At 74.1% G+C, this 24,737-nt stretch carries 23 protein-coding genes; 16 read left to right on the forward strand and 7 right to left on the reverse strand.

Annotation, left to right across the window (positions count from 1 at the left end; genetic code table 11):
* Nucleotides 1-4: 4 nt before the first annotated feature.
* Nucleotides 5-1,006, forward strand: a complete 1,002-nt coding sequence (locus tag BUE29_RS16760) for an NAD-dependent epimerase/dehydratase family protein (protein ID WP_073391611.1) — start codon at nucleotides 5-7, stop codon at nucleotides 1,004-1,006.
* Nucleotides 1,006-1,971 carry a lysophospholipid acyltransferase family protein gene (locus BUE29_RS16765; RefSeq protein ID WP_084181313.1) on the forward strand — a complete coding sequence of 322 codons (966 nt, stop codon included), beginning with the start codon at nucleotides 1,006-1,008 and terminating at the stop codon, nucleotides 1,969-1,971. Before BUE29_RS16760 ends, BUE29_RS16765 begins: the two co-directional genes overlap by 1 nt.
* A 7-nt stretch (nucleotides 1,972-1,978) precedes the next feature.
* On the opposite strand, the gene BUE29_RS16770 is transcribed toward BUE29_RS16765, so the two are convergent.
* The 3 genes from BUE29_RS16770 to BUE29_RS16780 all read right to left on the reverse strand — a co-directional run bounded on the left by BUE29_RS16770 (nucleotide 1,979) and on the right by BUE29_RS16780 (nucleotide 5,289).
* Nucleotides 1,979-2,917, reverse strand: a complete 939-nt coding sequence (locus BUE29_RS16770) for an HAD family hydrolase (RefSeq protein ID WP_234971498.1) — start codon at nucleotides 2,915-2,917, stop codon at nucleotides 1,979-1,981.
* 68 nt (nucleotides 2,918-2,985) lie between these two features.
* Nucleotides 2,986-4,263, reverse strand: coding sequence for a DUF5667 domain-containing protein (locus tag BUE29_RS22565; RefSeq protein WP_073391612.1), 1,278 nt, complete (start codon nucleotides 4,261-4,263; stop codon nucleotides 2,986-2,988).
* Between the two features lie 177 nt (nucleotides 4,264-4,440).
* On the reverse strand, nucleotides 4,441-5,289 hold the full coding sequence (locus BUE29_RS16780) for a sigma-70 family RNA polymerase sigma factor (protein WP_084181319.1): 849 nt from the start codon (nucleotides 5,287-5,289) through the stop codon (nucleotides 4,441-4,443).
* A gap of 298 nt (nucleotides 5,290-5,587) precedes the next feature.
* On the opposite strand from BUE29_RS16780, the gene BUE29_RS22570 reads away from it, so the two are divergent.
* The 8 genes from BUE29_RS22570 to BUE29_RS22900 all read left to right on the forward strand — a co-directional run bounded on the left by BUE29_RS22570 (nucleotide 5,588) and on the right by BUE29_RS22900 (nucleotide 12,831).
* Nucleotides 5,588-5,728, forward strand: coding sequence for a hypothetical protein (locus BUE29_RS22570; RefSeq protein WP_159440889.1), 141 nt, complete (start codon nucleotides 5,588-5,590; stop codon nucleotides 5,726-5,728).
* Entirely contained in the window at nucleotides 5,715-5,963 is a 249-nt protein-coding gene (locus BUE29_RS16785) for a glutaredoxin family protein (protein WP_073391613.1), read from the forward strand. The genes BUE29_RS22570 and BUE29_RS16785 overlap by 14 nt, the downstream gene beginning before the upstream one ends.
* A gap of 227 nt (nucleotides 5,964-6,190) precedes the next feature.
* Nucleotides 6,191-6,871 carry a redox-sensing transcriptional repressor Rex gene (locus BUE29_RS16790; protein WP_073391918.1) on the forward strand — a complete coding sequence of 227 codons (681 nt, stop codon included), beginning with the start codon at nucleotides 6,191-6,193 and terminating at the stop codon, nucleotides 6,869-6,871.
* 76 nt (nucleotides 6,872-6,947) lie between these two features.
* On the forward strand, nucleotides 6,948-8,243 hold the full coding sequence (locus BUE29_RS16795) for a glutamyl-tRNA reductase (RefSeq protein ID WP_073391614.1): 1,296 nt from the start codon (nucleotides 6,948-6,950) through the stop codon (nucleotides 8,241-8,243).
* Nucleotides 8,240-9,160, forward strand: a complete 921-nt coding sequence (hemC, locus tag BUE29_RS16800; protein ID WP_073391615.1) for a hydroxymethylbilane synthase — start codon at nucleotides 8,240-8,242, stop codon at nucleotides 9,158-9,160. Before BUE29_RS16795 ends, hemC begins: the two co-directional genes overlap by 4 nt.
* On the forward strand, nucleotides 9,157-10,716 hold the full coding sequence (locus BUE29_RS16805; RefSeq protein ID WP_073391616.1) for a bifunctional uroporphyrinogen-III C-methyltransferase/uroporphyrinogen-III synthase: 1,560 nt from the start codon (nucleotides 9,157-9,159) through the stop codon (nucleotides 10,714-10,716). The genes hemC and BUE29_RS16805 overlap by 4 nt, the downstream gene beginning before the upstream one ends.
* Nucleotides 10,717-10,855: 139 nt before the next feature.
* A complete protein-coding gene (gene hemB / locus BUE29_RS16810) occupies nucleotides 10,856-11,851 on the forward strand; it encodes a porphobilinogen synthase (RefSeq protein WP_084181321.1) in 996 nt (331 codons plus the stop codon).
* Nucleotides 11,848-12,831, forward strand: coding sequence for a GNAT family N-acetyltransferase (locus BUE29_RS22900; RefSeq protein WP_200800275.1), 984 nt, complete (start codon nucleotides 11,848-11,850; stop codon nucleotides 12,829-12,831). Before hemB ends, BUE29_RS22900 begins: the two co-directional genes overlap by 4 nt.
* Here BUE29_RS22900 and BUE29_RS16820 read toward each other — a convergent pair.
* Nucleotides 12,809-13,738, reverse strand: coding sequence for a DUF389 domain-containing protein (locus BUE29_RS16820; RefSeq protein WP_073391920.1), 930 nt, complete (start codon nucleotides 13,736-13,738; stop codon nucleotides 12,809-12,811). The two genes, BUE29_RS22900 and BUE29_RS16820, sit on opposite strands and share 23 nt — an antisense overlap.
* Before the next feature lie 78 nt (nucleotides 13,739-13,816).
* Here BUE29_RS16820 and hemL point away from each other — a divergent pair, with 78 nt between their 5' ends.
* A complete protein-coding gene (gene hemL / locus BUE29_RS16825; protein WP_073391617.1) occupies nucleotides 13,817-15,124 on the forward strand; it encodes a glutamate-1-semialdehyde 2,1-aminomutase in 1,308 nt (435 codons plus the stop codon).
* Here the strand turns inward: hemL and BUE29_RS16830 are convergent.
* Nucleotides 15,105-15,908, reverse strand: a complete 804-nt coding sequence (locus tag BUE29_RS16830; RefSeq protein WP_073391618.1) for a maleylpyruvate isomerase family mycothiol-dependent enzyme — start codon at nucleotides 15,906-15,908, stop codon at nucleotides 15,105-15,107. The two genes, hemL and BUE29_RS16830, sit on opposite strands and share 20 nt — an antisense overlap.
* A 54-nt stretch (nucleotides 15,909-15,962) precedes the next feature.
* Between BUE29_RS16830 and BUE29_RS16835 the strand changes: the two genes are divergently transcribed.
* The 5 genes from BUE29_RS16835 to ccsB all read left to right on the forward strand — a co-directional run bounded on the left by BUE29_RS16835 (nucleotide 15,963) and on the right by ccsB (nucleotide 20,648).
* Nucleotides 15,963-16,628: a histidine phosphatase family protein gene (locus BUE29_RS16835; protein WP_073391922.1), complete on the forward strand. Its 666-nt coding sequence runs from the start codon at nucleotides 15,963-15,965 to the stop codon at nucleotides 16,626-16,628.
* A gap of 97 nt (nucleotides 16,629-16,725) precedes the next feature.
* Nucleotides 16,726-17,304: a TlpA family protein disulfide reductase gene (locus BUE29_RS16840; protein ID WP_073391619.1), complete on the forward strand. Its 579-nt coding sequence runs from the start codon at nucleotides 16,726-16,728 to the stop codon at nucleotides 17,302-17,304.
* Nucleotides 17,301-18,059, forward strand: a complete 759-nt coding sequence (locus BUE29_RS16845) for a cytochrome c biogenesis CcdA family protein (protein WP_084181323.1) — start codon at nucleotides 17,301-17,303, stop codon at nucleotides 18,057-18,059. Before BUE29_RS16840 ends, BUE29_RS16845 begins: the two co-directional genes overlap by 4 nt.
* On the forward strand, nucleotides 18,056-19,642 hold the full coding sequence (gene resB, locus BUE29_RS16850) for a cytochrome c biogenesis protein ResB (protein WP_073391620.1): 1,587 nt from the start codon (nucleotides 18,056-18,058) through the stop codon (nucleotides 19,640-19,642). Before BUE29_RS16845 ends, resB begins: the two co-directional genes overlap by 4 nt.
* 4 nt (nucleotides 19,643-19,646) lie before the next feature.
* On the forward strand, nucleotides 19,647-20,648 hold the full coding sequence (ccsB, locus tag BUE29_RS16855; RefSeq protein WP_234971500.1) for a c-type cytochrome biogenesis protein CcsB: 1,002 nt from the start codon (nucleotides 19,647-19,649) through the stop codon (nucleotides 20,646-20,648).
* 12 nt (nucleotides 20,649-20,660) lie between these two features.
* Here ccsB and BUE29_RS23450 read toward each other — a convergent pair whose 3' ends face one another.
* Nucleotides 20,661-22,733 (reverse strand): glycosyltransferase family 39 protein, encoded by a 2,073-nt coding sequence (locus BUE29_RS23450; protein WP_073391621.1) that lies wholly within the window; start codon nucleotides 22,731-22,733, stop codon nucleotides 20,661-20,663.
* Nucleotides 22,730-24,703: an ArnT family glycosyltransferase gene (locus BUE29_RS23455; RefSeq protein ID WP_200800277.1), complete on the reverse strand. Its 1,974-nt coding sequence runs from the start codon at nucleotides 24,701-24,703 to the stop codon at nucleotides 22,730-22,732. The genes BUE29_RS23450 and BUE29_RS23455 overlap by 4 nt, the downstream gene beginning before the upstream one ends.
* Between the last annotated feature and the right edge of the window lie 34 nt (nucleotides 24,704-24,737).

Here is a 24,737-nt window from a genome sequence, read left to right on the forward strand (position 1 = left end):
GTCGGTGTCCTCGATCGTCCTCATCACAGGCGTGAGCCGCCTCCTCGGCGGCCGCCTGGCCGCGCTGCTGTCCGCCGATCCCGCGATCGAGCGGATCATCGGCATCGACACGGCGCCGCCCCGGGGTGCCGCCCTGCAGCAGCTCGGCCGGGCCGAGTTCGTCCGCGCGGACATCCGCAACCCGCTCGTGGCCAAGGTGATCGGCCAGGCGCGGGTCACGACCGTCGTGCACGCGTCGTTGCTCGCCTCCCCGCGCCAGGCCGGGGGTCGCGTGCCGATGCAGGAGCTCAACGTCACCGGCACCATGCAGCTGCTGGCGGCGTGCCAGCACTCCGACACCGTCGAGCGGGTCGTGCTGAAATCGACCGCCGCGGTCTACGGCGCGGGCCCCGACGCCCCCGCGGTCTTCACCGAGGACATGCCCCCGCTCGCCGGGTCGCGTAGCGGCTTCGCGAAGGACGCCGTCGAGGTCGAGGGATACCTGCGCGGATTCGGCCGCCGCCGGCCCGACGTCGCCGTCGCCGTCCTGCGGCTCGCCGACCTCGTCGGGCCCACGGTCGACTCGGCGCTCAGCCGCTACCTCGCCATGCCCGTCGTCCCCACACCGCTGGGGTACGACCCCCGGCTGCAGCTGCTGCACGAGTCCGATGCCGTCGAGGTGCTGCGGTCGGTGACCACCGGCCGCTTCACGGGGACCGTCAACGTCGCCGGCGACGGCGTGCTGACGCTCTCGCAGGTGGTGCGTCGCGCGGGGCACCGGTCACTGCCGGTGCCGGCGGCGGCAATCGGCGCGCTCGGTGGGCTGGTGCGCAATGCCGGCGTGGCCGATCTCGGCCCGGAGGAGGTCCGGTACCTGACCTACGGCCGGGCGCTCGACACCACCGCGCTCCGCGAGCGCGTGGGCTACCTGCCGCGGTACTCCACCGAGCGCGCCGTGGACGAGGTCTTCGCCCCCCGCTGGTCCCGTCCGGGCCGCGTCCGGCGCGCCGTCCTCGGGAGCACGTGATGGGCGGCGCCCGCATCATCCCGCTCCAGGGCGAGGCCGGCCGGCCGGCCGGACGCGGTCGCGAGGACGCGGTGACGGCCGGAACGACCGATGCCGTGGCGGCCGGCGCGGTGGCGGGTCGCCCGCGTCCCCCCGGTGCCGTCGACGCCGCGCTCGCGCTGCTGCGCCGACGGCTGGCCGGGCGCTACGAGGTGGACGACTTCGGCTTCGACGCCGACCTCGCCGAGGGGGCGCTGCTGCCGCTGCTGCGACCGCTCTACGAGCGCTGGTTCCGGGTCGAGGTCAACGGCGTGGAGCACATCCCGGCCGAGGGCCCGGCCCTGCTCGTCGCCAATCACGCCGGCGGGCTGTGGGCGCTCGATGCCGTGATGACGGCGGTCGCGGTGCATGTCGAGCACCCCGCGCACCGCTTCCTGCGGCCGCTGGCCGCCGACCTCCTCTTCCGCACGCCCGGCATCGGGCAGCTCGCGCGCAAGGGCGGCGGGACGCTCGCGTGCGCCGAGGACGCCGACCGGCTGCTCGCCGCCGGCGAGCTCGTCGGCGTGTGGCCCGAGGGGTTCAAGGGCATCGGCAAGCCCTTCGCCGAGCGCTACCGGCTGCAGCGCTTCGGCCGTGGGGGCTTCGTGCGCTCCGCCGTGCGGGCCCACGCGCCGATCGTCCCGGTGTCGATCATCGGCTCCGAGGAGATCCACCCGGTGCTGGGCAACGCTCGCACGCTGGCCCGCATCCTCGACCTGCCCTACTTCCCGCTCACCCCGACGTTCCCCTGGCTCGGGCCGCTCGGGGCGGTGCCGCTACCGAGCAAGTGGTACATCGAGTTCGGCGCGCCGATCGACACCACGGCGGTGTCGGTCGACGCGGCGGACGACCCGCTCGCCGTCTTCGAGCTCACCGACCGCGTGCGCGAGACGATCCAGCACACGCTCTACCGACTGCTCGGGGCGCGCCGCTCGGTCTGGCGCTGACCGGCGGTCACGCCCGACGGAGCACGATCGTCGAGACGCTCCGCGCGAGGTCGTCGCCCAGCCGTCGCAGCGGGCTGCGCGTGTCGCGGCGCGCCCGGCGCACCGCGACCGCGGCGGCGACGCCGCCGCCCGCCGCGCCCAGGCCGAGCGCGGCGGGGATGCCGATGCGTGCGGCCTTGCGGCCGGTGCGGAAGTCGCGGATCTCCCAGCCCCGTCGCTTCGCCTCGGCCCGCAGGGCGGAGTCGGGGTTCACCGCGACCGGGCGCCCGACGAGCGAGAGCATGGGCAGGTCGTTGATCGAGTCGGAGTACGCCGAGCAGTGCGACAGGTCGAGCCCCTCGGCCGCGGCGAGCAGGCGGACGGCGGCGGCCTTGTCCTCGCCGTGCAGCACCTCGCCGACGAGGTGCCCGGTGTAGACGCCGTCCTCGTGCTCGGCGACCGTGCCCAGGGCGCCGGTGAGCCCGAGGCGGTCGGCGATGATCCCGGCCAGCTCGACCGGGGTGGCGGTCACCAGCCAGACGCGCTGGCCGGCGTCGAGGTGCAGTCGTGCGAGGGACTCGGTGCCCCGCCATATCTTGCCCGACATCTCCTCGTCGTAGATCTCGGCACCGAGTGCGACGACGTCCTCGACCCGCTTGCCGGCGACGAAGGCGAGCGCCGACTCGCGCGAGGAGTGCATGTCGCCGTGCGACTCGCCCCGCACGCGCAGTCGCGCCTGGCGAGCCGTGAAGCGGGCGAGGTCACGCCAGGTGAAGAAGTCGCGCGCCGCCAGCCCGCGGGCGAAGTGGTAGATGGACGCGCCGATCATCATCGTGTTGTCGACGTCGAAGAACGCGGCCGCGGTCGGGTCGACGACGTAGGGCGCGACCGGTTCGATCCCCGGCTCGACGGTGCCGTCGACGGTGCCCTCGCCGGTGAGCTGCTCGTCCCGGGCCCGTCCGTCCACGGGCCGAGCGTAGTCACGCCGGCCTGGCCGTGGGCTGTCGGGCGAGTAGGGGTGCGCTGTCCGCCGGCCTACTTGGACGGGCAGATCCGCACGCCGAGCAGGTTGATCGTGCAGAGGTCGAGCGGGGCGCTGGTCGCCCGCCGGGAGGTCGGCGGCGCGGTGAGCGTCGGCAGCGGGAGCCGCGGCAGCCGGCGGGTGCTCGTCCGGGGCGCCGCCGTGGTGGGCTTTCGCGAGCCCGCGGTGCCCGTCGTGCCGTGCCGTGCAGCGGTGGTCGGGGACGAGCCGGGCGCGTGGCTGCGCCGGGCCGTCGGGGCAGGGGCCGGCGAGGTCGGGTGCGTGCCCGACGGGCGGGAGCGGGTGGGCACGGGACCGTAGGAGTCGCTCGGCGCGTGCTGCAGGCAGCGGCAGCCGACGCGACCGTCCAGGGCCTTGACCCGCGCCGCGGCGGTCCGCAGGACGGTCATCGACCTCGTGGCGCTGCTGCGTGCGGAGGTGCCCGCCGGGACGGCCTTGCGCAGTCGGGCGAGGCGGTCCAGCTGGCCGGGCCACCAGGACTGCATGCCCCGCAACGCGTCGGCCGAGCCCGCCTGGACGGCCGTCGCGCCGAGGAGGCGCAGCGCGGCGCGCGTGTCGTCGTCGGCGGCGGTGAGGGTGTCGGTGACCTGATGGCTGGTCTCGGGCGAGAGGCCGCCGGCCTGCAGTCGGCCACCGGCGGCGGCCGCGGTGGCGCGCGAGACCAGCGTGCGTGCCTCCTCGACGCGGGTCTGCGCGAACTGCAGGTGGTACCGGGCCCGGTCGGCGTCGTCGTCGGCGAAGGACAGCTCGACGCGTTCGCTCGTGCGCTTCAGGCCGTAGAGGGTGTCGCCGGGCACGGCGTCCCGGCTCAGCCAGACCGCACCGCCGAGTACCAGCGCCAGGACGGTGACGACGGAGGCGGCGACGGCCAGCGGCCGGGCGAGCGGGACGCGCCGCCGCCGGCGGGTGCGCTCGGCGCCGGTCGACGGGACGGCAGGGGTGCCCGGGCGCGGCCGCGGGCTGGGGCGGGGTCGGTCGAGCACCGCGGTGGAGCCGCCGGCGGCGGGGGTGGTGTCGGCGACCGCCGTGGGGCGCGTCGCGGCGCCCGGCACGGTGGTCGGGTCGTCGGCGCTCTCGGCGACGATGCGGGGCGCGATGGCCACGAGCTGCGCGCGGAGCTCGGCGCGGAACTCCGGCCGTGGCGCGGGGGCGACGGGGAGACGTGCCAGCTCGTCGAGCACGGCGACGACGCGCGGGTCGGTCGAGGTCGTCGGGTCCTGGACCCGGCGGAACCCACGACCGCCCGTGCGCGTCCGACGCTCGTCAGCCATCGGCCCGAACTCCCGTTTCCGGACGCGTCGGTGCGCGTCCGCCACCCAGTGCCGCGCCGGCGAACCCGCCGGTCACCGGGTAGAACGACGAGGGCGGTCCGCAGTTACGCCGGAGCCCGTACAAATTGCCGGGACACCATGTCCCGCCTAGCCGTCGCGGCCCGGCCGGCCGGACCGTCATCGCAGCTCGCCACCGACGATCTCGGCCAGCTTGCGCACGGCCCGGTGCTGCAGCGCCTTCACCGCGCCGTCGTTCTTGCCCATCACCGCGGCGGTCTCGCTCACCGACAGCCCCTGGATGAAGCGCAGCATCACGCAGTCGCGCTGTTCGTCGCCCAGCTGCCGCACCGCCGCCATCAACCGTTCGGACTGCAGGGTCTCGAGCACGGCGGCCTCGGTGCTGCGCTCGTGGTCCTTGCGTTCGATGGTCTCGCCGGTCGGGGTCTCGAGCCGGTGCCGGGCCGACTTCATGTGGTCGAGCACGATGTTGCGCGCGATCGTGACGAACCAGGCGCCGATGTCACGGCCCTGGTAGCTGAACGAGCCGATGCGCCGCAACGCCCGCAAGAACGTCTCGCTGGTGAAGTCCTCGGCGAGCGCGCGGTCGTTGACGCGGAAGTAGATGAAGCGGTAGACGACGTCGACGTACCGGTCGTAGAGCACGCCGAAGGCCTCGCCGTCCCCGTCCTGCGCCGCGCGTACCAGTCGCCAGCCCTCGGCGTGGCTCTCCTCGACGCCGCCGGCGACGGCGTCACCCGGGTCGTCGCCGCTGCCGGTGTCGTCGCTGCTGCCGCCGCCGGGCCGGGTGCCCGCGACCGGACGCGCTGCGGTCCCGCGCCACCGGCCGCGCTCGGCGTGGGCGGTCGGCACCGAGGCCGCGACGGCGGGGCGGTGCGGGTGGCCGGCCGTCGCGTACGCCGGGCGCGCACCCAACCGGGCCAGTGCGTCGTTGACCAGATCGGCGAGGGCCGACAGGCCGGTCGCCTCGTCGGTGCGCGCCGGGCGACGCAGCGGCGCACCTGGCATGTTCGCTGCCCCTTCGCCCGACTCCGACCCGGGCCGCCTCCGGCAGGTGGCCCGTGTGAAAAAATTTCGCTTTCCGTACCGCGGCTCGGCTGGTTGGGCGTCTCCGAACCCGGCGACGGTGACGCCTTTGGCCCGGAACGCCGGGATTACCGGGTCATCCACCTGCTCGCTGTCCTCTAGCTTGCACGCCGTGTCACGAATGGCAAGGGTCGTCCGATACATCGACGGCCGCGGGACGCGTCCGCCGGACGGGTGCGGGGCACGAACGGCGCGGCGTGTGCCGCCCGGTGAGGGGAGCGTGACGAGTGAGCGCAGCAGCGCGGTGGAGGTCGTTCCCGCATTGCCGCACACCGTGACGGGCACGGTGAAGAAGTGGCAGCTCGATCCCGGCGGGTCGGGCGAGGACGTCGAAGGGCAGGTCGCCGATGGCTCCCGCTGACCACGTGGTGACCCTGCTCACCCGCACCGGATGCCATCTGTGCGAGGAGGCCGAGACGCTGCTGCGCGCGCTGGCCGCCGAGCTCGGCTTCGCCTATCGCGAGGCGGACGTCGACGCCGTCCCGCGGCTGCGTGCGGAGTACTCCGACCGGGTGCCGGTGATCCTCGTCGACGGCAAGGAGCACGGGTACTGGCGTGTCGAGGAGGCCCGCTTCCGCCGGGCCGTCGCCCGCTGACGTCCGGCTCCGTCGACCCGCCGGCCGCCGCGCGAGGCATCCACTACCACGGCCCCTCGCGATTTGGGAAAAGATTCACGAGCGGCGTACCGTCCAGAAGCGGAAATCAGCCCTACCACACCGACTCCGACGCCCGCGCGCAGGTCCGCTCCGCGTTCGCGCCACGCCGTCCGGGTCATCTCCTCGAGGTGTCGATGTCGCAGCCGCGCAACGTCCGCGGACAGGTCGTGCCCGACGCCCCGCGCGCCGGCGAGGCCCGCTCCGTCCCGGACGCGACGGTGGCCCGCCTGGCGACCTACCTGGGCGTGCTGACGCTCCTGGCCGAGCGCGCGATCACCACCGTGTCGTCCGAGGAGCTCGCCACCGGGGCCGGGGTGAACTCCGCCATGCTGCGCAAGGACCTGTCCTACCTCGGGTCGTACGGCATCCGGGGGGTCGGGTACGACGTCGGCATCCTCACCCGACAGATCTCGCGCACCCTCGGCCTGACCGTGCACCGCTCGGTCGCCCTCGTCGGCGTCGGCAACCTCGGTCAGGCGCTCGCCGGCTACGCGGGCTTCGCGTCGCGCGGCTTCCGCATCGCCGCGTTGCTGGACGCGGCCCCCGAGCTGGTCGGCACGACCGTGCAGGGCTTCACCGTGCGCGACGTCGCCGAGCTCGACCGCGTCGTGGCCGAGGAAGGCATCACCATCGCCGTGCTGGCGGTGCCGGGCAAGGTGGCCCAGGAGGTGTGCGACCGGCTGGTCGCGGCCGGGGTCACCAGCATCCTGAACTTCGCGCCCGTCGTCGTGTCGGTGCCCGAGCACGTCGACGTGCGCAAGGTCGACCTCGCCGCCGAGCTGCAGATCCTCTCGTTCCACGAGAACCGCAAGGCCGCCGCGGCCCTGACGAAGGCGGCCAACTCGTGAGCGAGGCTTGCCGAGTGAACCAGGGGCACAGTGCGCGCCGAGCCTCGTGCGCGCCCGCAGCGGAACGAGGACGCGCATGAGCGTCATCGTGGTCGGTCTGTCGCACCGGACGGCGCCGGTGTCGGTGCTCGAGCGCGCGTCGGTGTCGGCCGACGACCTGCGCAAGACCCTGGAGGAGCTGCACCGCGCGGAGACCATCAGCGAGGTGCTGCTGCTCTCGACCTGCAACCGGGTCGAGGTCTACGCCGACATCCCGCGCTTCCACCCCGGCGACTTCGAGATCCGCTCGGTGCTCGCGCGGCACGCGGGCATGGCGATCGCCGACCTGTCCGACCACTGTTACGTGCACTTCGCCGAGGCGGCGGCCGAGCACATGTTCAGCGTCGCCGCCGGACTCGACTCGATGGTCGTCGGCGAGTCGCAGATCCTGGGCCAGCTGCGCGTCGCCTACGCGCTGGGCACCGAGCTCGGGTCGGTCGGCACCGTCATGCACGACCTGACGCAGACCGCGTTGCGGGTGGGCAAGCGGGTGCACGCCGAGACCGGCATCGACCGCGCCGGCGCGTCCGTCGTGTCGGTCGCGCTCGACCGTGCCGAGCAGGCGCTCGGCCACCTCGAGGGGCGTACCGCCCTGATCGTCGGTGCCGGCTCGATGGGGGCGCTCAGCGGCGCCACGCTGCGGCGCCGCGGCGTGACCGACATCGTGGTGGCGAACCGCTCGCTCGAACGGGCCGAGCGTCTCGCCGAGAATCTGGACGGTCGCGCGGTCGCCCTCACCCGGCTGCAGCACGAGATCGCGAACGCCGACGTCCTCGTCTCCTCGACCGGCTCCACCGGCCTGGTGGTCGAGTCCCACCTCGTCGGCGCACGTCACGAGCGACCGCTGTGCGTGCTCGACCTCGCGCTGCCGCGCGACGTCGACCCGGCGGTCGCGGTGTCGCCCGGCGTCACCTACGTCGACCTCGAGGCGCTGCGCAACGGCGGCGCCATGGTCAGCGACGCCGAGGTCGACGCGTCGACGGCGATCGTGGCCGCCGAGCTGCAGGACTACCTGATCGCGCAGCAGCGGCTGGCGGTCGCGCCGACCGTGACCGCGCTCCGAGCGCGTGCCAAGCAGGTCGTCGACTCCGAGCTCGCCCGCCTCGACGGCCGGCTGCCCGGCCTCGACCCGGCCGACCGCGGCGAGGTCGCCGACGCCGTGCGCCGCGCGGTCGAGAAGGTGCTGCACGCGCCGACCGTCCGCGTGAAGGAGCTCGCCTCGACACCGGGCGGCGACCAGTACGCCGCTGCGCTGCGCGAGCTGTTCGGGCTCGACCCCGCCGCCGCGGAGTCCGTCGCCGCGGTCAAGAAGCAGACCGGCGAGGTGCGATGACCGAGGCCCGCACCTTCCGGGTGGGCACGCGGGCGAGCCGGCTCGCCCGGGCCCAGACCGACCACGTGATCTCGCAGCTGGGCGCGCCCACCGAGACCGTCCACATCACGACCGAGGGCGACCGCTCGGCCGCGGCGCTGACGCAGATCGGCGGCACCGGCGTGTTCGTGTCGGCGCTGCGCAGCGCGCTGCTCGCGGGCGAGATCGACATCGCCGTCCACTCCTACAAGGACCTGCCCACCGGCCCCGCCGACGGCATCACCGTGGCAGCCGTCCCGCCCCGCGAGGACCCGCGCGACGTGCTGGTCGCCCGCGACGGGCTCACGCTCGGCGAGCTGCCCGCCGGGGCGCGGGTGGGGACCGGCTCGCCCCGGCGCGCCGCGCAGTTGAACGCGCTCGGGCTCGGCGTCGAGGTCGTCCCGATCCGCGGGAACATCGACACCCGCGTCGGCAAGGTCACCGCCGGCGAGTGCGACGCCGTCGTGCTGGCGTACGCCGGGCTGCGGCGCATCGGTCGCGCCGACCTCGTCACCGAGGTGCTCGACCCGATCCAGGTGCTGCCCGCGGCGGCCCAGGGCGCGCTCGCGATCGAGTGCCGGTCCGACGACGCCGGCGCCGTGGCGCTGCTGAGCGTGCTGGACCACGCGGCCAGCCGGGCGGCGGTCGCCGCCGAGCGCGCGTTGCTCGAGGCGCTCGAGGCGGGCTGCTCGTCCCCGATCGGGGCACTGGCCGAGATCGCCGAGGGCGACGACGGCCCCGAGATTTTCCTGCGTGGTTCGGTGACCGCGATCGACGGCAGCGACGCCGTTCGACTGTCGGCCACCGGACCCACGACCGATGCCGACGGAGTCGGCCGGCGCCTTGCCGCCGAGCTGCTCGCCGACGGCGCCACCACCATGATGGGGAGCACTGCATGACCCGCGCGCGCAAGACCGTCGGCCGGATCACCTTCGTAGGTGCCGGTCCCGGCGATCCCGGCCTGCTGACCACCCGTGCCGCGGACGCCGTCCGGGCCGCCGACCTCGTGGTGGTCGACGCCGCGGTGGCGCCGGGGGTGGTCGCTCTCGCGAGCGGCGAGGTCCGGCCGGCCGAGACCGTCGCCGCCGAGACGGCCAAGGTGACGCTGACCGAGGCCCGCAACGGTCGTCACGTCGTCCGGCTCGTCGCCGGCGACCCGTTCGTCGACGACGCCGCGGTCAAGGAGGCACTGGCGGTCGCCAAGACCGTCGTGCCCTTCGAGGTCGTCCCGGGCGTCACGCTCGGCACCGGCACGGCGGCCTACGCCGGCGTCCCGGTGGGCTCGGTGCGCACCGAGGTCGACCTCGCCGACATCGCCGACGCCGACTTCGAGGCGCTGGCCGGCGCCGCCGGCACCCTGGTGCTCACCGTCGACGCGGCCGAGGTCGAGAACGTCGGCGAGCAGCTGGTGGCCAACGGCCTCAAGCCCGACACCCCGGTCGCGGTGAGCTGCGCCGGAACGACCACCGGCCAGCAGACCGTGCTCGGCCAGGTCGGTGATCTCGCGCTGGCGACGGTGGGGATGTCCGGCCGGCTCGTCGTGACGGTCGGCAAGGCCGCCGCCGCGCGCGACAAGCTGACGTGGTGGGAGTCCCGGCCGCTCTACGGCTGGAAGGTGCTCGTGCCGCGGACCAAGGAGCAGGCCGGCGTCATGAGCGAGCGGCTGCGTGGTCACGGCGCGGTGCCCGTCGAGGTGCCGACGATCGCCGTCGAGCCGCCCCGCACGCCGACGCAGATGGAGCGGGCGATCAAGGGCCTCGTCACCGGGCGCTACGAGTGGATCATCTTCACCTCGACGAACGCCGTGCGCGCCGTCCGGGAGAAGTTCGAGGAGTTCGGCCTGGACGCCCGTGCCTTCGCCGGCGTCAAGATCGGCTGCGTCGGCAAGGCGACGGCCGAGGCCGTCCGCTCGTTCGGCATCAAGCCCGAGCTCGTGCCCGCCGACGACAACGCGTCGTCCGAGGGCCTGCTCGCCGACTTCCCGCCGTACGACGACGTGCTCGACCCGATCGACCGCGTCCTGCTGCCGCGCGCCGACATCGCGACCGAGACGCTCGCAGCCGGGCTGCGTGAGCTCGGCTGGGAGATCGACGACGTCACCGCCTACCGCACCGTGCGCGCCGCCCCGCCGGCGGCCGAGATCCGCGACGCGATCAAGTCCGGTGGGTTCCAGGCCGTGTGCTTCACGTCCTCGTCGACCGTGCGCAACCTCGTCGGCATCGCCGGCAAGCCGCACGCCCGGACCGTCGTCGCCTGCATCGGCCCGCAGACCGCCGCCACGGCCACCGAGTTCGGCCTGCGCGTCGACGTACAGCCCGAGGAGGCCACGGTGCCCGCGCTGATCGACGCGCTCGCGGAGTTCGCCGTCGAGCGGGCCGCGGCGGAGAAGGAGAAGGTGGCCACCGCCGCCGCGAAGAAGCCGGTCCGCGGTTCGGCCCGGCGCGCCTCGCGCTGACCTCGCGCGCCGCGTCGCTCCGGCGGCGCGGCGCGGGTGGCGCTGGGCACGGGGATCGTCCTGCGTGTCCCGCGTCCGGCGTCGTGTGGTGCCCGAAGATCGCCGAGCGGGGGCTGCGGCACCGCCGTAACCTGGGTTCGTGAGCCTGCCCCAGTTGCCGCCGTTCCCGGCGTCGCGTCCGCGCCGGCTGCGGCGCACCGCCGCACTGCGTCGCCTCGTCGGTGAGGTGACGGTCCGGCCGAGCGACCTCGTCCTGCCGATGTTCGTGCGCGAGGGGATCGACGAGCCGGTGCCGATCGGGTCGATGCCCGGCGTCGTGCAGCACAGCCTCGACTCGCTGGCCAAGGCCGCGCGCGAGGCCGTCACCGCGGGGGTCGGCGGCGTGATGCTCTTCGGCGTCCCCGAGCACAAGGACGCCCGAGGCTCCGGCGCCGACGACCCCGACGGCATCCTCAACGTCGGCCTGCGCCGGCTGCGCGACGAGCTCGGCGACGACACCGTGCTGATGGCCGACCTGTGTCTCGACGAGTTCACCGACCACGGTCACTGCGGCGTCCTCGACGAGCGGGGCGGGGTCGACAACGACGCCACCCTCGAGCGGTACGCCGCGATGGGGCTCGCCCAGGCCGCGGCCGGTGCCCACCTGCTCGGCACCAGCGGGATGATGGACGGCCAGGTCGCGGCGGTGCGGCAGGCGCTCGACGCCGCCGGACACGTCGACACCGGCATCCTGGCGTACGCGCCGAAGTACTCCTCGGGCTTCTACGGCCCGTTCCGCGAGGCGGTGAACTCCTCGCTGCAGGGCGATCGCGCCAGTTACCAGCAGGACGCCACGCGCACCGTCGCCGACGCGCTGGCCGAGGTCGCGCTGGACGTCGGCGAGGGGGCGGACGTCGTCATGGTGAAGCCGGCGCTGCCCTACCTCGACATCCTGCGCGCCGTCGCCGACGCCAGCCCCGTCCCGGTGGCGGCGTACCAGATCAGCGGGGAGTACGCGATGGTCGAGGCGGCCGTCGCGAACGGCTGGCTCGACCGCGAGCGGGTCATGCTCGAGACGCTGACGTCGATCAGGCGGGCCGGCGCGTCGGTGATCCTCACCTACTGGGCGAGCGAAGCCGCGACCCTGCTGCGGTGACCGACGACGCCGCTGCCGGCGCGCGCGACGCGGCCGAGGCCGGTCCGCGGGGCGCGCGGGAGTACGTGGAGTCGCCGCGGAGCTACCGCGAGGTGCTGGTCGTCCTCGCGGTGCTCGCGCTCGGCTTCGGCTGCGACGCGGCGCTCGGCTCGGGCGGGGCCGTCGCCCACCTGCCGGGCTGGCTCGTCGCCGCCGTCCTCGTGGCCGGCGCGGACGCGCTGATCGTCGCGTCGGCGCGGGCGACCCGCACCCTCGTCGTCACCGCGGACGAGCTCTGGGTGGGGGAGGAGTTCGTGCCGCGCGACGAGATTGCCGGGCAGGCGCCGGCCGGCGACGTCCCCGCCGAGCTGCCCGTCCTGGGCTGGCCGCACGGCCGCGCCGCGGCGAAGGGCGCCGTCCTGCGCCTCGCCGACGGTCGTGACGTGCTCGTGCCGACGCGGCGACCCGACGCGCTGCTGGCCGCGCTCGGCGTGGGCGCGACGGCGCCGCGGTCGGTGCCGGACGTCCGCGTCGCGACCGAGGCCGACCTCGCGACGCTGCCCGAGTTGGACGCGCGGGCCGGCGTCGTGTTCCGCGTCGCCGGGTACGCGCTGCCCGAGCTGCCGCTGTCGCCCGACGCGCTGGCCGACGCGGCCGCGGTGTTCGTGGTGGGTGACCCGCCGGACGGTTTCGCGTGGCTCGACGAGGTGGACGGTCTCGCGCACCTGCAGGAGATCGCGGTCGCGCCCCGCGCCATGCGGACCGGGCTCGGCAGTCGGCTGCTCGAGCACGCCTGCGCCTGGGCCGGCGCGGCCGGTCACCCCGCGCTGACGCTCACCACCTACGCCGACGTGCCGTGGAACGGGCCCTGGTACGCCGCACGGGGTTTCGTCGAGGTCGACGACCCGACGCCGGGCCTGCGCGCGATCCGTGACCACGAACGGGACGTGGGCCTCGACGACGTCGGACGTCGCATCGTCATGCGCCGGACCCTGTCCTGAGCTCGCCGCGGGACGCCTGGACGCGTTCGAGCAGCAGCAGCGTGCCGACCCCGGCTGCGACGATGCCGACGAGGTTGATCGCGAGCTGCAGCAGCGACTCGCCGGCCTGGTGCCAGTCGCCGACGGTCCCGGCGACCGCGACGTTCCCGGCGGCGGGCACGGTGGTCACGGAGATGAAGACGCCGACGAGCGCAGCCGACTTGCTCGACGTCAGCGAGAGCATCCCGGCGGCACCCGCGACGAGCGCGGTGATGAGCGAGAACCAGCCCGGCTGGTAGATGAACTCGGTCTGCGCCCGGCCGGTCACGTCCCCCACGTCGAACAGACCCGCCACGCGGCCGAGCAACGAGAGGGCGGCGGTGACGGCAAGCGCGACCACGAAGCCCAGCACCACGGCCGCGGTCGCCCGCCGGATCATCATCGGTCGCCGCTTCACCAGTCCGACGGCAATCGCCGCGAGCGGACCGAACTCCGGGCCGACCACCATCGCGCCGACGATGGTGACCTGGGAGTCGGTGACGATGCCGATCGCGGCGAGCAGCGTGGCCAGCACCATGAAGGCCGTGAACGTCCAGGTGATGACCGAGTCCTCGCCGGTCCGTGCCTCGAGGTCGTCCCAGATGAGCGCGTCCGCCCCCTCGCCAGGTGCGTCGGCCTCGGCACGCCGGGCGAGCTCGCCGACCGCGGTGTCCAGTGGCGCCATGGTGACCATGCCGTCGTCGAGGACGCCGAGTTCGCGCAGCCGGTCGAGGAGGTCGTCGGCGCACTCGCGGGCGACGTCGGCGGTGATCACCGCGCCGGAGGACGAGGTCGAGACCGACAGCGCGACCGCGCCGGACTCGGCGACCAACGCGTCGTAGACCGAACCCGTGCGGTCGGGAGGGCAGACGACCCGCAGCTGCAGCATCGCCATGTCCGCCATCCTGCCGGGGCGGCCGTGCCGGTGCCCGGCGGCGCGCGGACGGCGTTTGGCAGAGTTGGACGGGTGGCTGACGCACCGATCTCCGCCGACCTGTTCGACCGCGCCCAGCGGGTGACGCCGGGGGGCGTGAACTCCCCGGTCCGCGCGTTCCGGGCCGTGGGCGGCACACCGCGTTTCATGGTCAGCGGCTCGGGGCCCTGGGTCGAGGACGCCGATGGCACGCGCTACGTCGACCTCGTGTCGTCCTGGGGCCCGATGATCCTCGGCCACGCGCACCCGGCCGTGGTGGCGGCGGTGCAGCAGGCGGCGTCGTCCGGCCTGTCGTTCGGCACGCCGACGCGCGGCGAGGTGGAGCTCGCCGAGGAGCTCGTCGGACGGATCGCGCCGGTCGAGCAGGTGCGTCTCGTGAACTCCGGCACCGAGGCCACGATGTCGGCGGTGCGCCTCGCCCGCGGCGTCACCGGCCGGCACCGGGTCGTGAAGTTCGCCGGCTGCTACCACGGCCACGTCGACGCGCTGCTGGCCGCAGCCGGCTCCGGTGTCGTCACGCACGGGCTGCCCGACACCCCCGGTGTCACCGGGGCGCAGACGGCCGAGACGATCGTGCTGCCCTACAACGACCTCGACGCGGTGGAGGCGTGCTTCGCCGAGTTCGGTGCCGACATCGCCTGCGTGATCACCGAGGCCGCGGCCGGCAACATGGGCGCGGTCGCGCCGGTCGCCGGGTTCAACGCCGGGCTGCGCGAGGTCACCCTGAAGCACGGCGCGCTGCTGATCATGGACGAGGTGATGACCGGCTTCCGGGTCTCCGCCTCGGGCTGGTACGGCCTCGACCCGGTCGACGCCGACCTGTTCACCTTCGGCAAGGTCATGAGCGGTGGGCTGCCCGCCGCGGCGTTCGGCGGCCGCGCCGACGTCATGGCCCGCCTCGCACCGGCCGGCCCGGTCTACCAGGCCGGGACGCTCGCCGGGAACCCGGTGGCGGTCGCGGCCGGGCTCGCCACGCTGCGCACCGCCGACGCGGACACGTATGCCGCGCTCGACGCGAACGCCCGCACCATCGGCACGCTCGCCTCGCAGGCGCTGACCGCGGCCGGGGTCGAGCACCAGCTGCAGTACGCCGGCAACTTCTTCTCGATCTTCTTCGCGGCCGACCCGGTGCGCGACTTCGCCGGCGCGCAGGCGGCCGCGACGTGGCGGTTCGCGCCGTTCTTCCACGCCATGCTCGACGCCGGTGTCTACCTGCCGCCCAGCGCCTTCGAGGCGTGGTTCGTCAACGCGGCGATCGACGCGGACGCGCTCGCCGTGATCGAGGCCGCGCTGCCCGCCGCGGCCCGCGCCGCCGCGGCCGCTACTGCACCCCGGCCGTGACCTGGGCGCGGAAGCGCTCGTAGTCGGCCTCGGAGCCGGTGACGTCGACCTCGCCGAAGCCGGGCCGATTCCACAGCCACGCGTCGAGGTCGGCGGCCGGGGCGCTGACGGTGAAGGTGGGGTCGGTGTCGGCAAGTCGCCCTTTGTCGACCAGCTCGACGGCGGGCTCGTCGGCGTAGTCCTTGCCGGTGTCGGGCGAGTGCCCGCCCCAGCTGCCGGGCCGGACGACGACCCGGGTGCCGGTGTCCGTGGCGTGCAACAGGCCGACGCCCCCGGACGGGGTCCACGTGGCCCAGCCCGGGCGCCACGTCATCGTGTACCGCGTGACGACCTCGATGCCGTCGGCGGCGAGCTCGGCCGGCAGCGGCGTCGGCGCGCCGCTGACCAGCTCGGCGTCGACCCGGTGCATGAGCGCCTCGTGCGCCTGGAAGCGGCGGACGAAACCGACCTCCTGCTCCGGCGCCCACGTCCACACCGGCGTGGTGTCCTCGGCCCCGGCCAGCGCGTCGAGCAGCGCCGTCGTGGTGCGCTCGTAGACCTCGAAGAGCGCGGCGTCGGAGTCGGGGCGCTCGAGCTCGCCCGCGGCCTCGGCGGCGTCGCCGTCGACGATGCGCTCGCCCACGACGACGGCCCAGAAGTGATGCACCTCGGCGAGGTGCCACAGCAGGTCGGCGGCCGTCCAATCGGGGCACGAGGGCACCCGGGCGGCGAGATCGGCATCGCGCAACGCAGCGGCGAAGCGGTCGGACTCGGTGCGGACGTGGGCGAGCAGGTCGACGGCCATGGCGGCACGGTAGCCCCGAGCTCGGACGACGTCGCGTCTGCGACGATGGCGGCCATGACGTCCTCGCCCCCGCCGGCCGCCGGGATCGTCACCGTCCACCTGCTGCGGCACGGCGAGGTCCACAACCCGGCCGGCGTGCTCTACGGTCGGCTGCCCGGCTTCGGGCTCAGCGAGCTCGGCGAGCGGCAGGCCCGGGCGGCCGCCGACTGGCTCGCCGGGCGCGATCTCGCCCATCTCGTCGCCTCGCCGCTGCAGCGCGCCCAGCAGACCGCCGCGCCGCTGGCCGAGGCCACCGGGCTCGACATCGCCACCGACGAGCGGCTGATCGAGGCCGCCAACGTCTTCGAGGGACGGCCGGTGGCCGGCGGCTCGGGCCTGCTGCGCGACCCGCGGATGTTCCGCTACTTTCTCAACCCGTTGCGCCCGTCCTGGGGCGAGCCCTACGCCGAGATCGCCGCCCGCGTCCTCGCCGCCGCGGGAGCCGCCCGCGACGCCGCCCGGGCCGCGGGCGGGTACGAGGCCGCCTGCGTCAGCCACCAGCTGCCGATCGTCTGCGCGGCGCGCCGGGCGACCGGCCAGCGCCTCGCCCACGACCCCCGCAAGCGGCGCTGCAGCCTGGCGTCGGTGACGTCCCTCGTCTACGACGGCGACGTCGTCGTCGGCGTCGACTACCACGAACCGGCCGCGGACCTCCCCGCCGGCCACGGCGCCGGCGCATAGCGGGTCCACGGCCGGCACCCGGCGGCCGCACCGGCGGCCGTGGAAGTACTGAACCCGACGACGACCGACCCGGGTTCATAACGCACACTGGACCTCGATGTCCCCGCGCCGTACGCTGCCCCGCCTCGCCGCCGCCGTGCTCACCGTGGCGGCCCTGGCGCTGTCCGGCTGCAGCGGCGGCTCCGACGACGACTCGCACTACCGCTTCGACGGCGCCACCCCCATCGGCACGCTGATCCCGAAGGCCGACCGCCTGCCGGCCGCCGACGTCACCGGTCCGTCGCTGCTCGGTGCCGGCCGACAGCGGCTCGCGGCCGGCAAGGGTCGGGCCACGGTCGTCGCCTTCTGGGGCTCCTGGTGCCCACCGTGCCGTGTCGAGATGCCGCAGCTGCAGACGCTGCACGAGCAGTACGCGAGCAAGGGCGTCTCGTTCGTCGGTGTCGACTCGCTCGACGACAAGGACAACGCCCGCGCGTTCCTGACCAACAACAAGATCGACTTCCCCAGCATCTACGACCCCCGCGGCGAGGTCGTGCTCAAGCTCGGCAACATCCCCGGCAACATGCCGTTCACCGTGCTGCTGGACCGCGCGGGCAAGGTCGCGGCGGTCTACACGGTGCGCTACGCCCCCAAGGACCTCACCCGCGCGCTCTCCTCGCTGCGCGCGGAGAGTTGACGGTGCTGGCCGACGGCGGGCTGACCGGCACCGTGCAGACCGGTCCGCTGCTGGTCGCGGCCGCAGTCGCGGCGCTCGTCGGCCTCATCGGCTTCCTCTCGCCCTGCGTGCTGCCGCTCGTCCCGGGTTACCTGTCCTACGTCGCGGGGCTCTCCGGCGACGCCGAGCGGCCCAGCCAGCGACGGATGCTGCTCGGCGCGCTGCTGTTCGTCTCGGGGTTCACGGCCATCTTCGTGGCCCAGGGCACGCTGTTCGGGGAGTTCGGCTTCTACATCCGCGAGCACCGGCGCGGCATCGAACAGGTCTTCGGCGTCGTGACGATCGTGATGGGCGTCGTCTTCCTCGGCGGCATCGGCTTCCTGCAGCGGGAGCTCAAGATCCACCGCCGGCCGCGCGCCGGGCTCGTCGGCGCCCCGCTGCTCGGGCTGGGTTTCGGGCTGGCCTGGACGCCGTGCCTGACCCCCACCTTCAGCGCCGTGTACTCGATGTCGCTCGTGCAGGGGACGGCCGGCCGCGGCGCGCTGCTCACCGTGTTCTACTGCCTGGGTCTCGGCATCCCGTTCCTGCTCGTCGCCGCCGGCTTCGGCTGGGTCGCGAGCGCGCTCGGGTTCGTGCGCAAGCATCGCCGCGCGGTGAGCATCGCCGGTGGCGTGCTGCTGGTGGCGATCGGCATCCTGCTCGTCACCGGGGCGTGGAACGAGTTGAACATCTGGCTGCGCACGAGCGTCCCGGCCGACTCGGGGGTGCAGGTGTGACCCCGCTGCGCACGCTGCGGCGGGCATGGCGCCGGCTCACCAGCATGCGGACCGCGTTGATCCTGCTCTTCCTCCTCGCGGTCGCGGCCGTCCCGGGGTCGTTGCTGCCGCAGCGGCCGCTGAACCCCACCCAGGTCAGCAGCTACATCGCCGAACACGGCGGCTGGGGCCGCTTCCTCGACACGTTGGGCATGTTCGACGTCTTCGGGTCGGTGTGGTTCGCGGCCGTCTACCTGCTGCTCGCGATCTCGCTCGTCGGGTGCCTCGTCCCGCGCATCCGGGTCTACGCGCGCTCGGTGGCCCGTAAGCCGCTCGCCGCGCCCAAGTACCTCAGCAAGCTGCCGGAGTCGGCGCGCTTCACCAGTGAGCGGCCGGCCGACGAGTACGCCAGCGCCGCCCGCGAGGTCCTCGGCCGCCGCTGGCGCGTCGAACGGCGCACGGAGACCGCCGACGTGCTCACGCTGTCGGCGGAGAAGGGCTACTCGCGAGAGGCCGGGAACCTCGTCTTCCACGTCGCGCTGCTCGCGTCGCTGCTGCTGATCGCGATCGGCCGTCTCTACAACTACGAGGGCAGCCGGATCCTGGTGCAGGGCAAGGGGTTCTGCAACACCGTCTCGCAGTACGACCAGTGGAAGCCCGGCCGCCTCGCGGCCCGCGGCGACGTCACGCCCGGTCGGTTCTGCATCGACAGCCTCGACCGGTTCACCGCCCGCTACAGCGAGTCCGGTGAGCCCCGCACGTTCCGCGCCGACGTCACCTACCGGCCCGACGCGGACTCGGCGACCACGCGGACCGACGCGATCACCGTCAACCATCCGCTGCGTCTGGACGGGGACCGGGTCTACCTGATCAACCACGGCTTCGCGCCCAGCATCACCGTCCGCATGCCCGACGGGACGACGCGAACCTCCACCGCGCCGTTCCTGCCCACCAACAACACCACCTACTACTCCGAGGGTGCGTTCAAGCTGCAGGGCAAGCCGGACGCGAAGCAGGACGTCGGCATCTCCGGGTTCTTCGCGCCTCGGCCGGTGCAGACGGCGCCCGGCGTGTACGCCTCGTCCTCGCCAGACGCGCGCGACCCGGTCCTGGGCATGTTCGTCTACACCGGCACCATCAACCCGAACGGCGAGGCTGAGTCGGTCTACGCGCTGCACACCGCCGAGCTCACGAAGATCGGCGCCGCCAACCTGCGGGTCGGGCAGACCAAGACGTTCGCCAACGGGGTGTCGGTGACGTTCGACGGCTGGCGACCCTGGGCCAGCCTGCAGGTCTCGCACGACCCCGCGCAGGGTTGGCTGCTCGGCGCCGCCGTCGCGATGGTGCTCGGGCTGGGGTTCTCGCTCGGCGTCCGGCGTCGCCGGCTCTGGATCCGCGTCACCCCGGGCTCCCCGCAGCGGCCCGGATCACCTACCGTGGTGACGGTCGGCGGGCTCGCCCGCAGCGACTCGGGCAACTTCACCCACGAGTTCGCCGCGGTCGTCGAACGGTTGCACGATGCCGGGTCCCCGGCGCTCGCCGTCGCGGACGGGTCGCACGACGCCGTCGACGACCTGGACGTCGTCGGCACGCGAAAGGACTGAAGACGTGAGCGGTATCAACGGCGACATGGCCCATCTGTCCGATGGGCTGTTCACCACCGCCATCGCCGTCTACGCGCTCGCCATGGTCGGGCACACCGCCGAGTACGCGTTCGGCCGGGTCGGGCGCAGTGCGGCCGAACGTGCCGCGTCGCGCCAGCTCGTCGGCGCGGGCGGACCCGCGGTCGTGACGCCCGACGCACCGCCGGTCGCGCCGCGCCCACGTCGTCGGCTCGCCGACCGCATCGGCCGCTGGTCGGTCGCCGCGACGGTCGTGGGCGCCGTCGTCCACACCGCCTCGATCCTCGTCCGCGCGGTCGCCGTCGACGCCGTCCCGTGGTCGAACATGTACGAGTTCGCGTCGGTGTCGGGACTCGTCGCCGTCATCGCGTTCCTCGGCGTGATGTGGAAGGCGCCGCAGATCCGTCATCTGGGCGGCTTCATCCTGCTGCCCGTCATCCTGCTCATGTTCCTGGCCGGGACGGTCTTCTACTCCGACGCGCAGAAGCTCGTCCCCGCGCTGCAGTCGTACTGGCTCGCGATCCACGTCTTCCTGGTCTCGATCGCCGAGGGTGCCCTGCTCACGAGCGCGATGCTCACGATCCTCTACCTCGCGAAGTCGCGCAGCGACCGCCGGCTCGCGGCAGGCGAGCCCGCCCGCGGCACGCTGGCCACCCTCGCCGAGCGGCTGCCCTCGGCCGACACACTGGACAAGGCCGCCTACCGCGTCGTCGCGTTCTCGTTCCCTCTTTACACCGTGGCCATCATCTGCGGTGCGATCTGGGCGGAGGCCGCCTGGGGCCGCTACTGGGGCTGGGACCCGAAGGAGACCTGGGCGTTCATCGTCTGGGTCGTCTACGCCGGCTACCTGCACGCCCGCGCGACCGCCGGCTGGAAGGGCCGCTCGGCTGCGTGGATCAACCTGGCCGGCTTCACCGCCATCATCTTCAACTTCATCATCGTCAATCTCGTCGTCACCGGCCTGCACTCCTACGCCGGCGTGAGCTGACCGGGACGCCGGTCAGCTCCCGGTCAGGTCGTAGACGGTCGTCCCGCCCACGGTCTTCGCGGTGAAGGTGGACGTCACCCACTGCTGGATCGCGTACGCGGTGGACGAGGTCGACGACGTCGAGCCGAGGAAGCCCTGGCCGAGCGAGACGAAGTAGTGGACCTTCTTCGCCGCGACCAGCGCCTTGAACTGGGTGAGCGTGATCGCCGGGTCGGTGCCGTTGTAGCCGCCGAGTGACATCACCGCCCCGCCCGTGGCGAGCTCGAGCGAGGACGCCGAGTTGTCGCTGACCGTCGCGGCGACCCACGTGTAGTCGGCGGAGTCGGCACGCAGCGCCGCGGTCAGGGCCGAGCTCACGGTCGTCGCCCCGCCGAGACCGCCCATGCCGCCGGCGCCACCCCCCATGCCGCCGCCGCGCTGGCCACCGAAGCCGCCGGGACGGGTGCCGTTCTGCTGGCCGCCGAAGCCGCCGCGCGTCCCGTTGGTGGTGCCGTTGGTCGTGCCGTTGCCGGGCGCGCCGCCCGGGATGCCGTTGCGGGTGCCGCCCTGGCCGCCGCCGGGTCCGCCACCCTGACCGCCGCCGGGACCGCCGCGTCCGCCGAAGCCGCCGCCGGCCGTGCTCGCCGGTCCGGCGCTCGGCAGCGCGCCACTGTGCGCGGTCGCGGCCGTCTGCAGCGAGTAGGCGGCGGGGGCGAGCAGCAGCGTCACCGCGACGAACGGCGCCACGAGCAGCCCTCGCACCCGGCGTCCGACGAGCACCAGCGCGGCCGCGACGATGCCGGTGATCACGACGATCCAGCGCAGCTCGGGGTGCCAGGACGCACGTCCCAGCAGGGTGTTCGTCCACACCGCACTCACCGCGAGCAACGCGGCGAGGGCGAGACGGCCGACCAGCCGGTCCCGCACCCGCCAGAGGGCGACGACGCCGGTGCCGGCGAGCGCGGCGATAGCCGGGGCCAGTGCGACCGAGTAGTAGGGGTGGATGATGCCGCTGGCGAAGCTGAAGACGACGCCGGTGACGACGAGCCAGCCGCCCCACACGATCGTCGAGGCGCGCAGCAGATCGGTCCGCGGCCGACCCCACGTGAGCCAGCCGAGCACGACCACGGCGCCGAGCGCGAGCGGCAGCAGCCAGCTGATCTGCGTCCCCATCTCCGAGCCGAAGAGGCGGGTCCAGCCGGTCTCGTTCGACGAGAAGCCGGTACCACCCTGGCCGCCCACGCTGCCGTTGTTGTTGGAACCGGTGAGCCGGCCGACGCCGTTGTAGCCGAAGACGAGCTCCAGCACGCTGTTGTTCGTGGAGCCGCCGATGTAGGGCCGTGAGCCGGCCGGCCACAGCTCCACGAGCGCGACCCACCACCCGGCGGACACCACGAGCGCACCGCCGGCCGCGAGCGTGTGCAGCAGTCGTCGGCGCAGTGTCGTCGGCGCGGCCACGAGATAGGCGAGCGCGAAGCCGGGGACGACCAGGAGGCCCTGCAGCATCTTGGTCAGGAACGCGAGCCCGATCAGCGCGCCGGCGAGTGCGAGCCACCGCAGCCCGGCCCTCTCGACCGCACGGACGGTGGCGTAGGCCGCCGCCGTCATGAGCAGCACCAGGAGCGCGTCGGGGTTGTCGTAGCGGAACATCAGCGTCGCCACCGGCGTGACGGCGAGCGCCGCCCCGGCGAGCAGACCGGCGTGCGGGCCGGCGACCCGGCGTACCGCGGCGTAGAGCAGCGCCACCGCGGCGACGCCTTCGAGCGCCTGGGGGACGAGCACCGCCCACGGGTTCGCGCCGAAGAGCCACACCGAGACGTCCATGACCCACAGCGAGGCCGGCGGCTTGTCGACGGTGATGAAGTTCGACGCGTCGAGCGAGCCGAACAGGAACGCCTTGAACGACTGGCTGCCCGCCTGCGCCGCGGCGGCGTAGTACTGGTTCGCCCAGCCGGACGCCGACAGCCCGATCAGGTAGAGCAGCGCGGTGCCGAGCAGCAGGGCCGCCAGCAGCGCGCGGTCGGTGGTCAGCCGCGGTCGCCGCAGACGTCGCCGCGGTGGAACCGGCGCCGTCGTGTCGGCGGGGCGGTCGAGGGTCGTGGTCATGAGGACGCCTTCGGTGTGCTGAGGTCGTAGACGGTCGTGCCGCCCACGGTGGTGGCCGTGTAGTTCGCGCTCACCCAGGACGAGATCGCGCTGCCCGCGCTCTGCCCGCCGCGACCGCCCATGCCGCCGCCCATGCCGCCGCCGGAGACGAAGTAGCGGACCTTGCCGGCCGCGACGTAGGCCTTGAACTGCGCCAGTGTCGGGGCGTCGTCGCTGCCGCTGAAGCCGCCGATGGCCATGACGGCCTTGCCGGTCGCCAGTTCGAGGGAGCCCGCGGTCTGCGAGCCGATCGTCGCCGCGGCCCAGGTGGTGTCGGTCTTGGCGATCAGGGCGTTGAGGGTGGCGTTGGAACCGCCCATGCCGCCACCCATGCCGCCCTGGGTATCGCCGCTCCCGCGGCCCGAACCACCGGGTGCGCCGGGCCGCTCACCGGCGCCGCCGCCCGGCGCGCCGTCCTGGCCGCCCGGTGCACCGCCCGGTGCGCCGCCCTCCGTGCCGGGGAAGCCACCGTTCTGGGCGCCGGGGAAACCGCCGCCCTCGGGCCCGCCGCCGCGGTTGCCGCCGGGGCCGCCGTTGCCGCGGCCGAAGCCGCCGCGGCCGCCACCCGGCCCGCCGAAACCGCCGCCGGTGGAGGGGCCCGCCGACGGCGTCGAGCCGGTGTGGGGCGTGTTCACGGTGTCGAGGGCGTAGGCCGTCGAGCCGCCGCCGAGCACGGCGATGCCGAGCGCGGCCGCCGCCGTGACAAGCGTGCGACGCCGCCACGTCCGCGGCAGGACAAGAATGACCGCGGCGCCCGCGGCCGCCACCAGCAGCAGCCAGCGCAGCCAGGGTGCGAAGTCGGCCGTCCGGCCCAGCAGCTGGAACGTCCACACCGCGGTGACGACGACGCCCGCGGCGAGCGCGAGCCGCGCCGCCGTCGTGTGACGCCGCCGCCACAGCACGACCGTCCCGGTCGCGACGAGCGCGGCTACGGCGGGGGCGAGCTCGACGGTGTAATAGGTGTGGATGATGCCGCCCGCGTAGCTCAGCACCGCACCGGTCACGAGCAGCCAGCCGCCCCAGATGATGGCCGCCGCGCGGGTGCGGTCGGCCAGCGGCGCCTTCGCCGAGACGACGACCAGGGCGATCAGCGCGAGCAGCGCGGTCGGCAGCAGCCAGGCGATCTGACCGCCGTTGAGGTCGTTGAACAGCCGGCCTACGCCGCTGGCGCCGCTGAAGCTGGCGCCCCCGCCACCTCCGCCGCCCGGGCCGCCGCTGGAGTTCAACCGATCCAGGCCGTTGTAGCCGAAGGCGAGCCCGAGGGCGGAGTTGTCACCGGAGCCGCCGATGTACGGGCGCGACGACGCCGGCGTGAGATCGACGGCGAGCACCCACCAGCCGGCCCCCACGATGATCGCGACCCCGGCGGCGAGGAGCTGCAGCAGGCGGCGCGGCCACGAGGTCGGGGCGGCGACGAGGTAGGCGAGCGCGAGCGCGGGCAGCACCGTGAACGGCTGCAGCCCCTTGGCGAGGAACGAGAAGCCCAGGACGACGCCGGCGAGCAGCAGCCACTTCGTCGCCGCGTTCTCGAGCGCGCGCGTCGTGCAGTACGCGGCGAGCACGATGAGCAGCACCATGAGCGCGTCCGGGTTGTTGAACCGGAACATCAGGACGGCGACCGGCGTGATCGCGAGCAGCGCGCCGGCGAGCAGCCCGGCGCCGTGGCCGAACCAGCGCCGGACCGTCGCGTACAGCAGCCAGACGCTCAGCACGCCCTCGATCGCCTGCGGCACGAGCATCGACCAGGAGTTGAAACCGAAGATGCGGCCCGCGATCTCCATCGGCCAGAGCGCGGCCGGCGGCTTGTCGACGGTGATCAGGTTGGCCGAGTCGAACGACCCGAAGAAGAACGCCTTCCAGCTCTGCGTCCCGGCCTGCGCGGCCGCCGCGTAGAACTCGTTGGCGTAGCCGGACGCGCCCAGTCCCCACACGTAGAGGACGGTCGTGACGGCGAGCAGGACGCCG

The organism is Jatrophihabitans endophyticus (genome assembly GCF_900129455.1).
GTDB classification, from domain to species: domain Bacteria; phylum Actinomycetota; class Actinomycetes; order Mycobacteriales; family Jatrophihabitantaceae; genus Jatrophihabitans; species Jatrophihabitans endophyticus.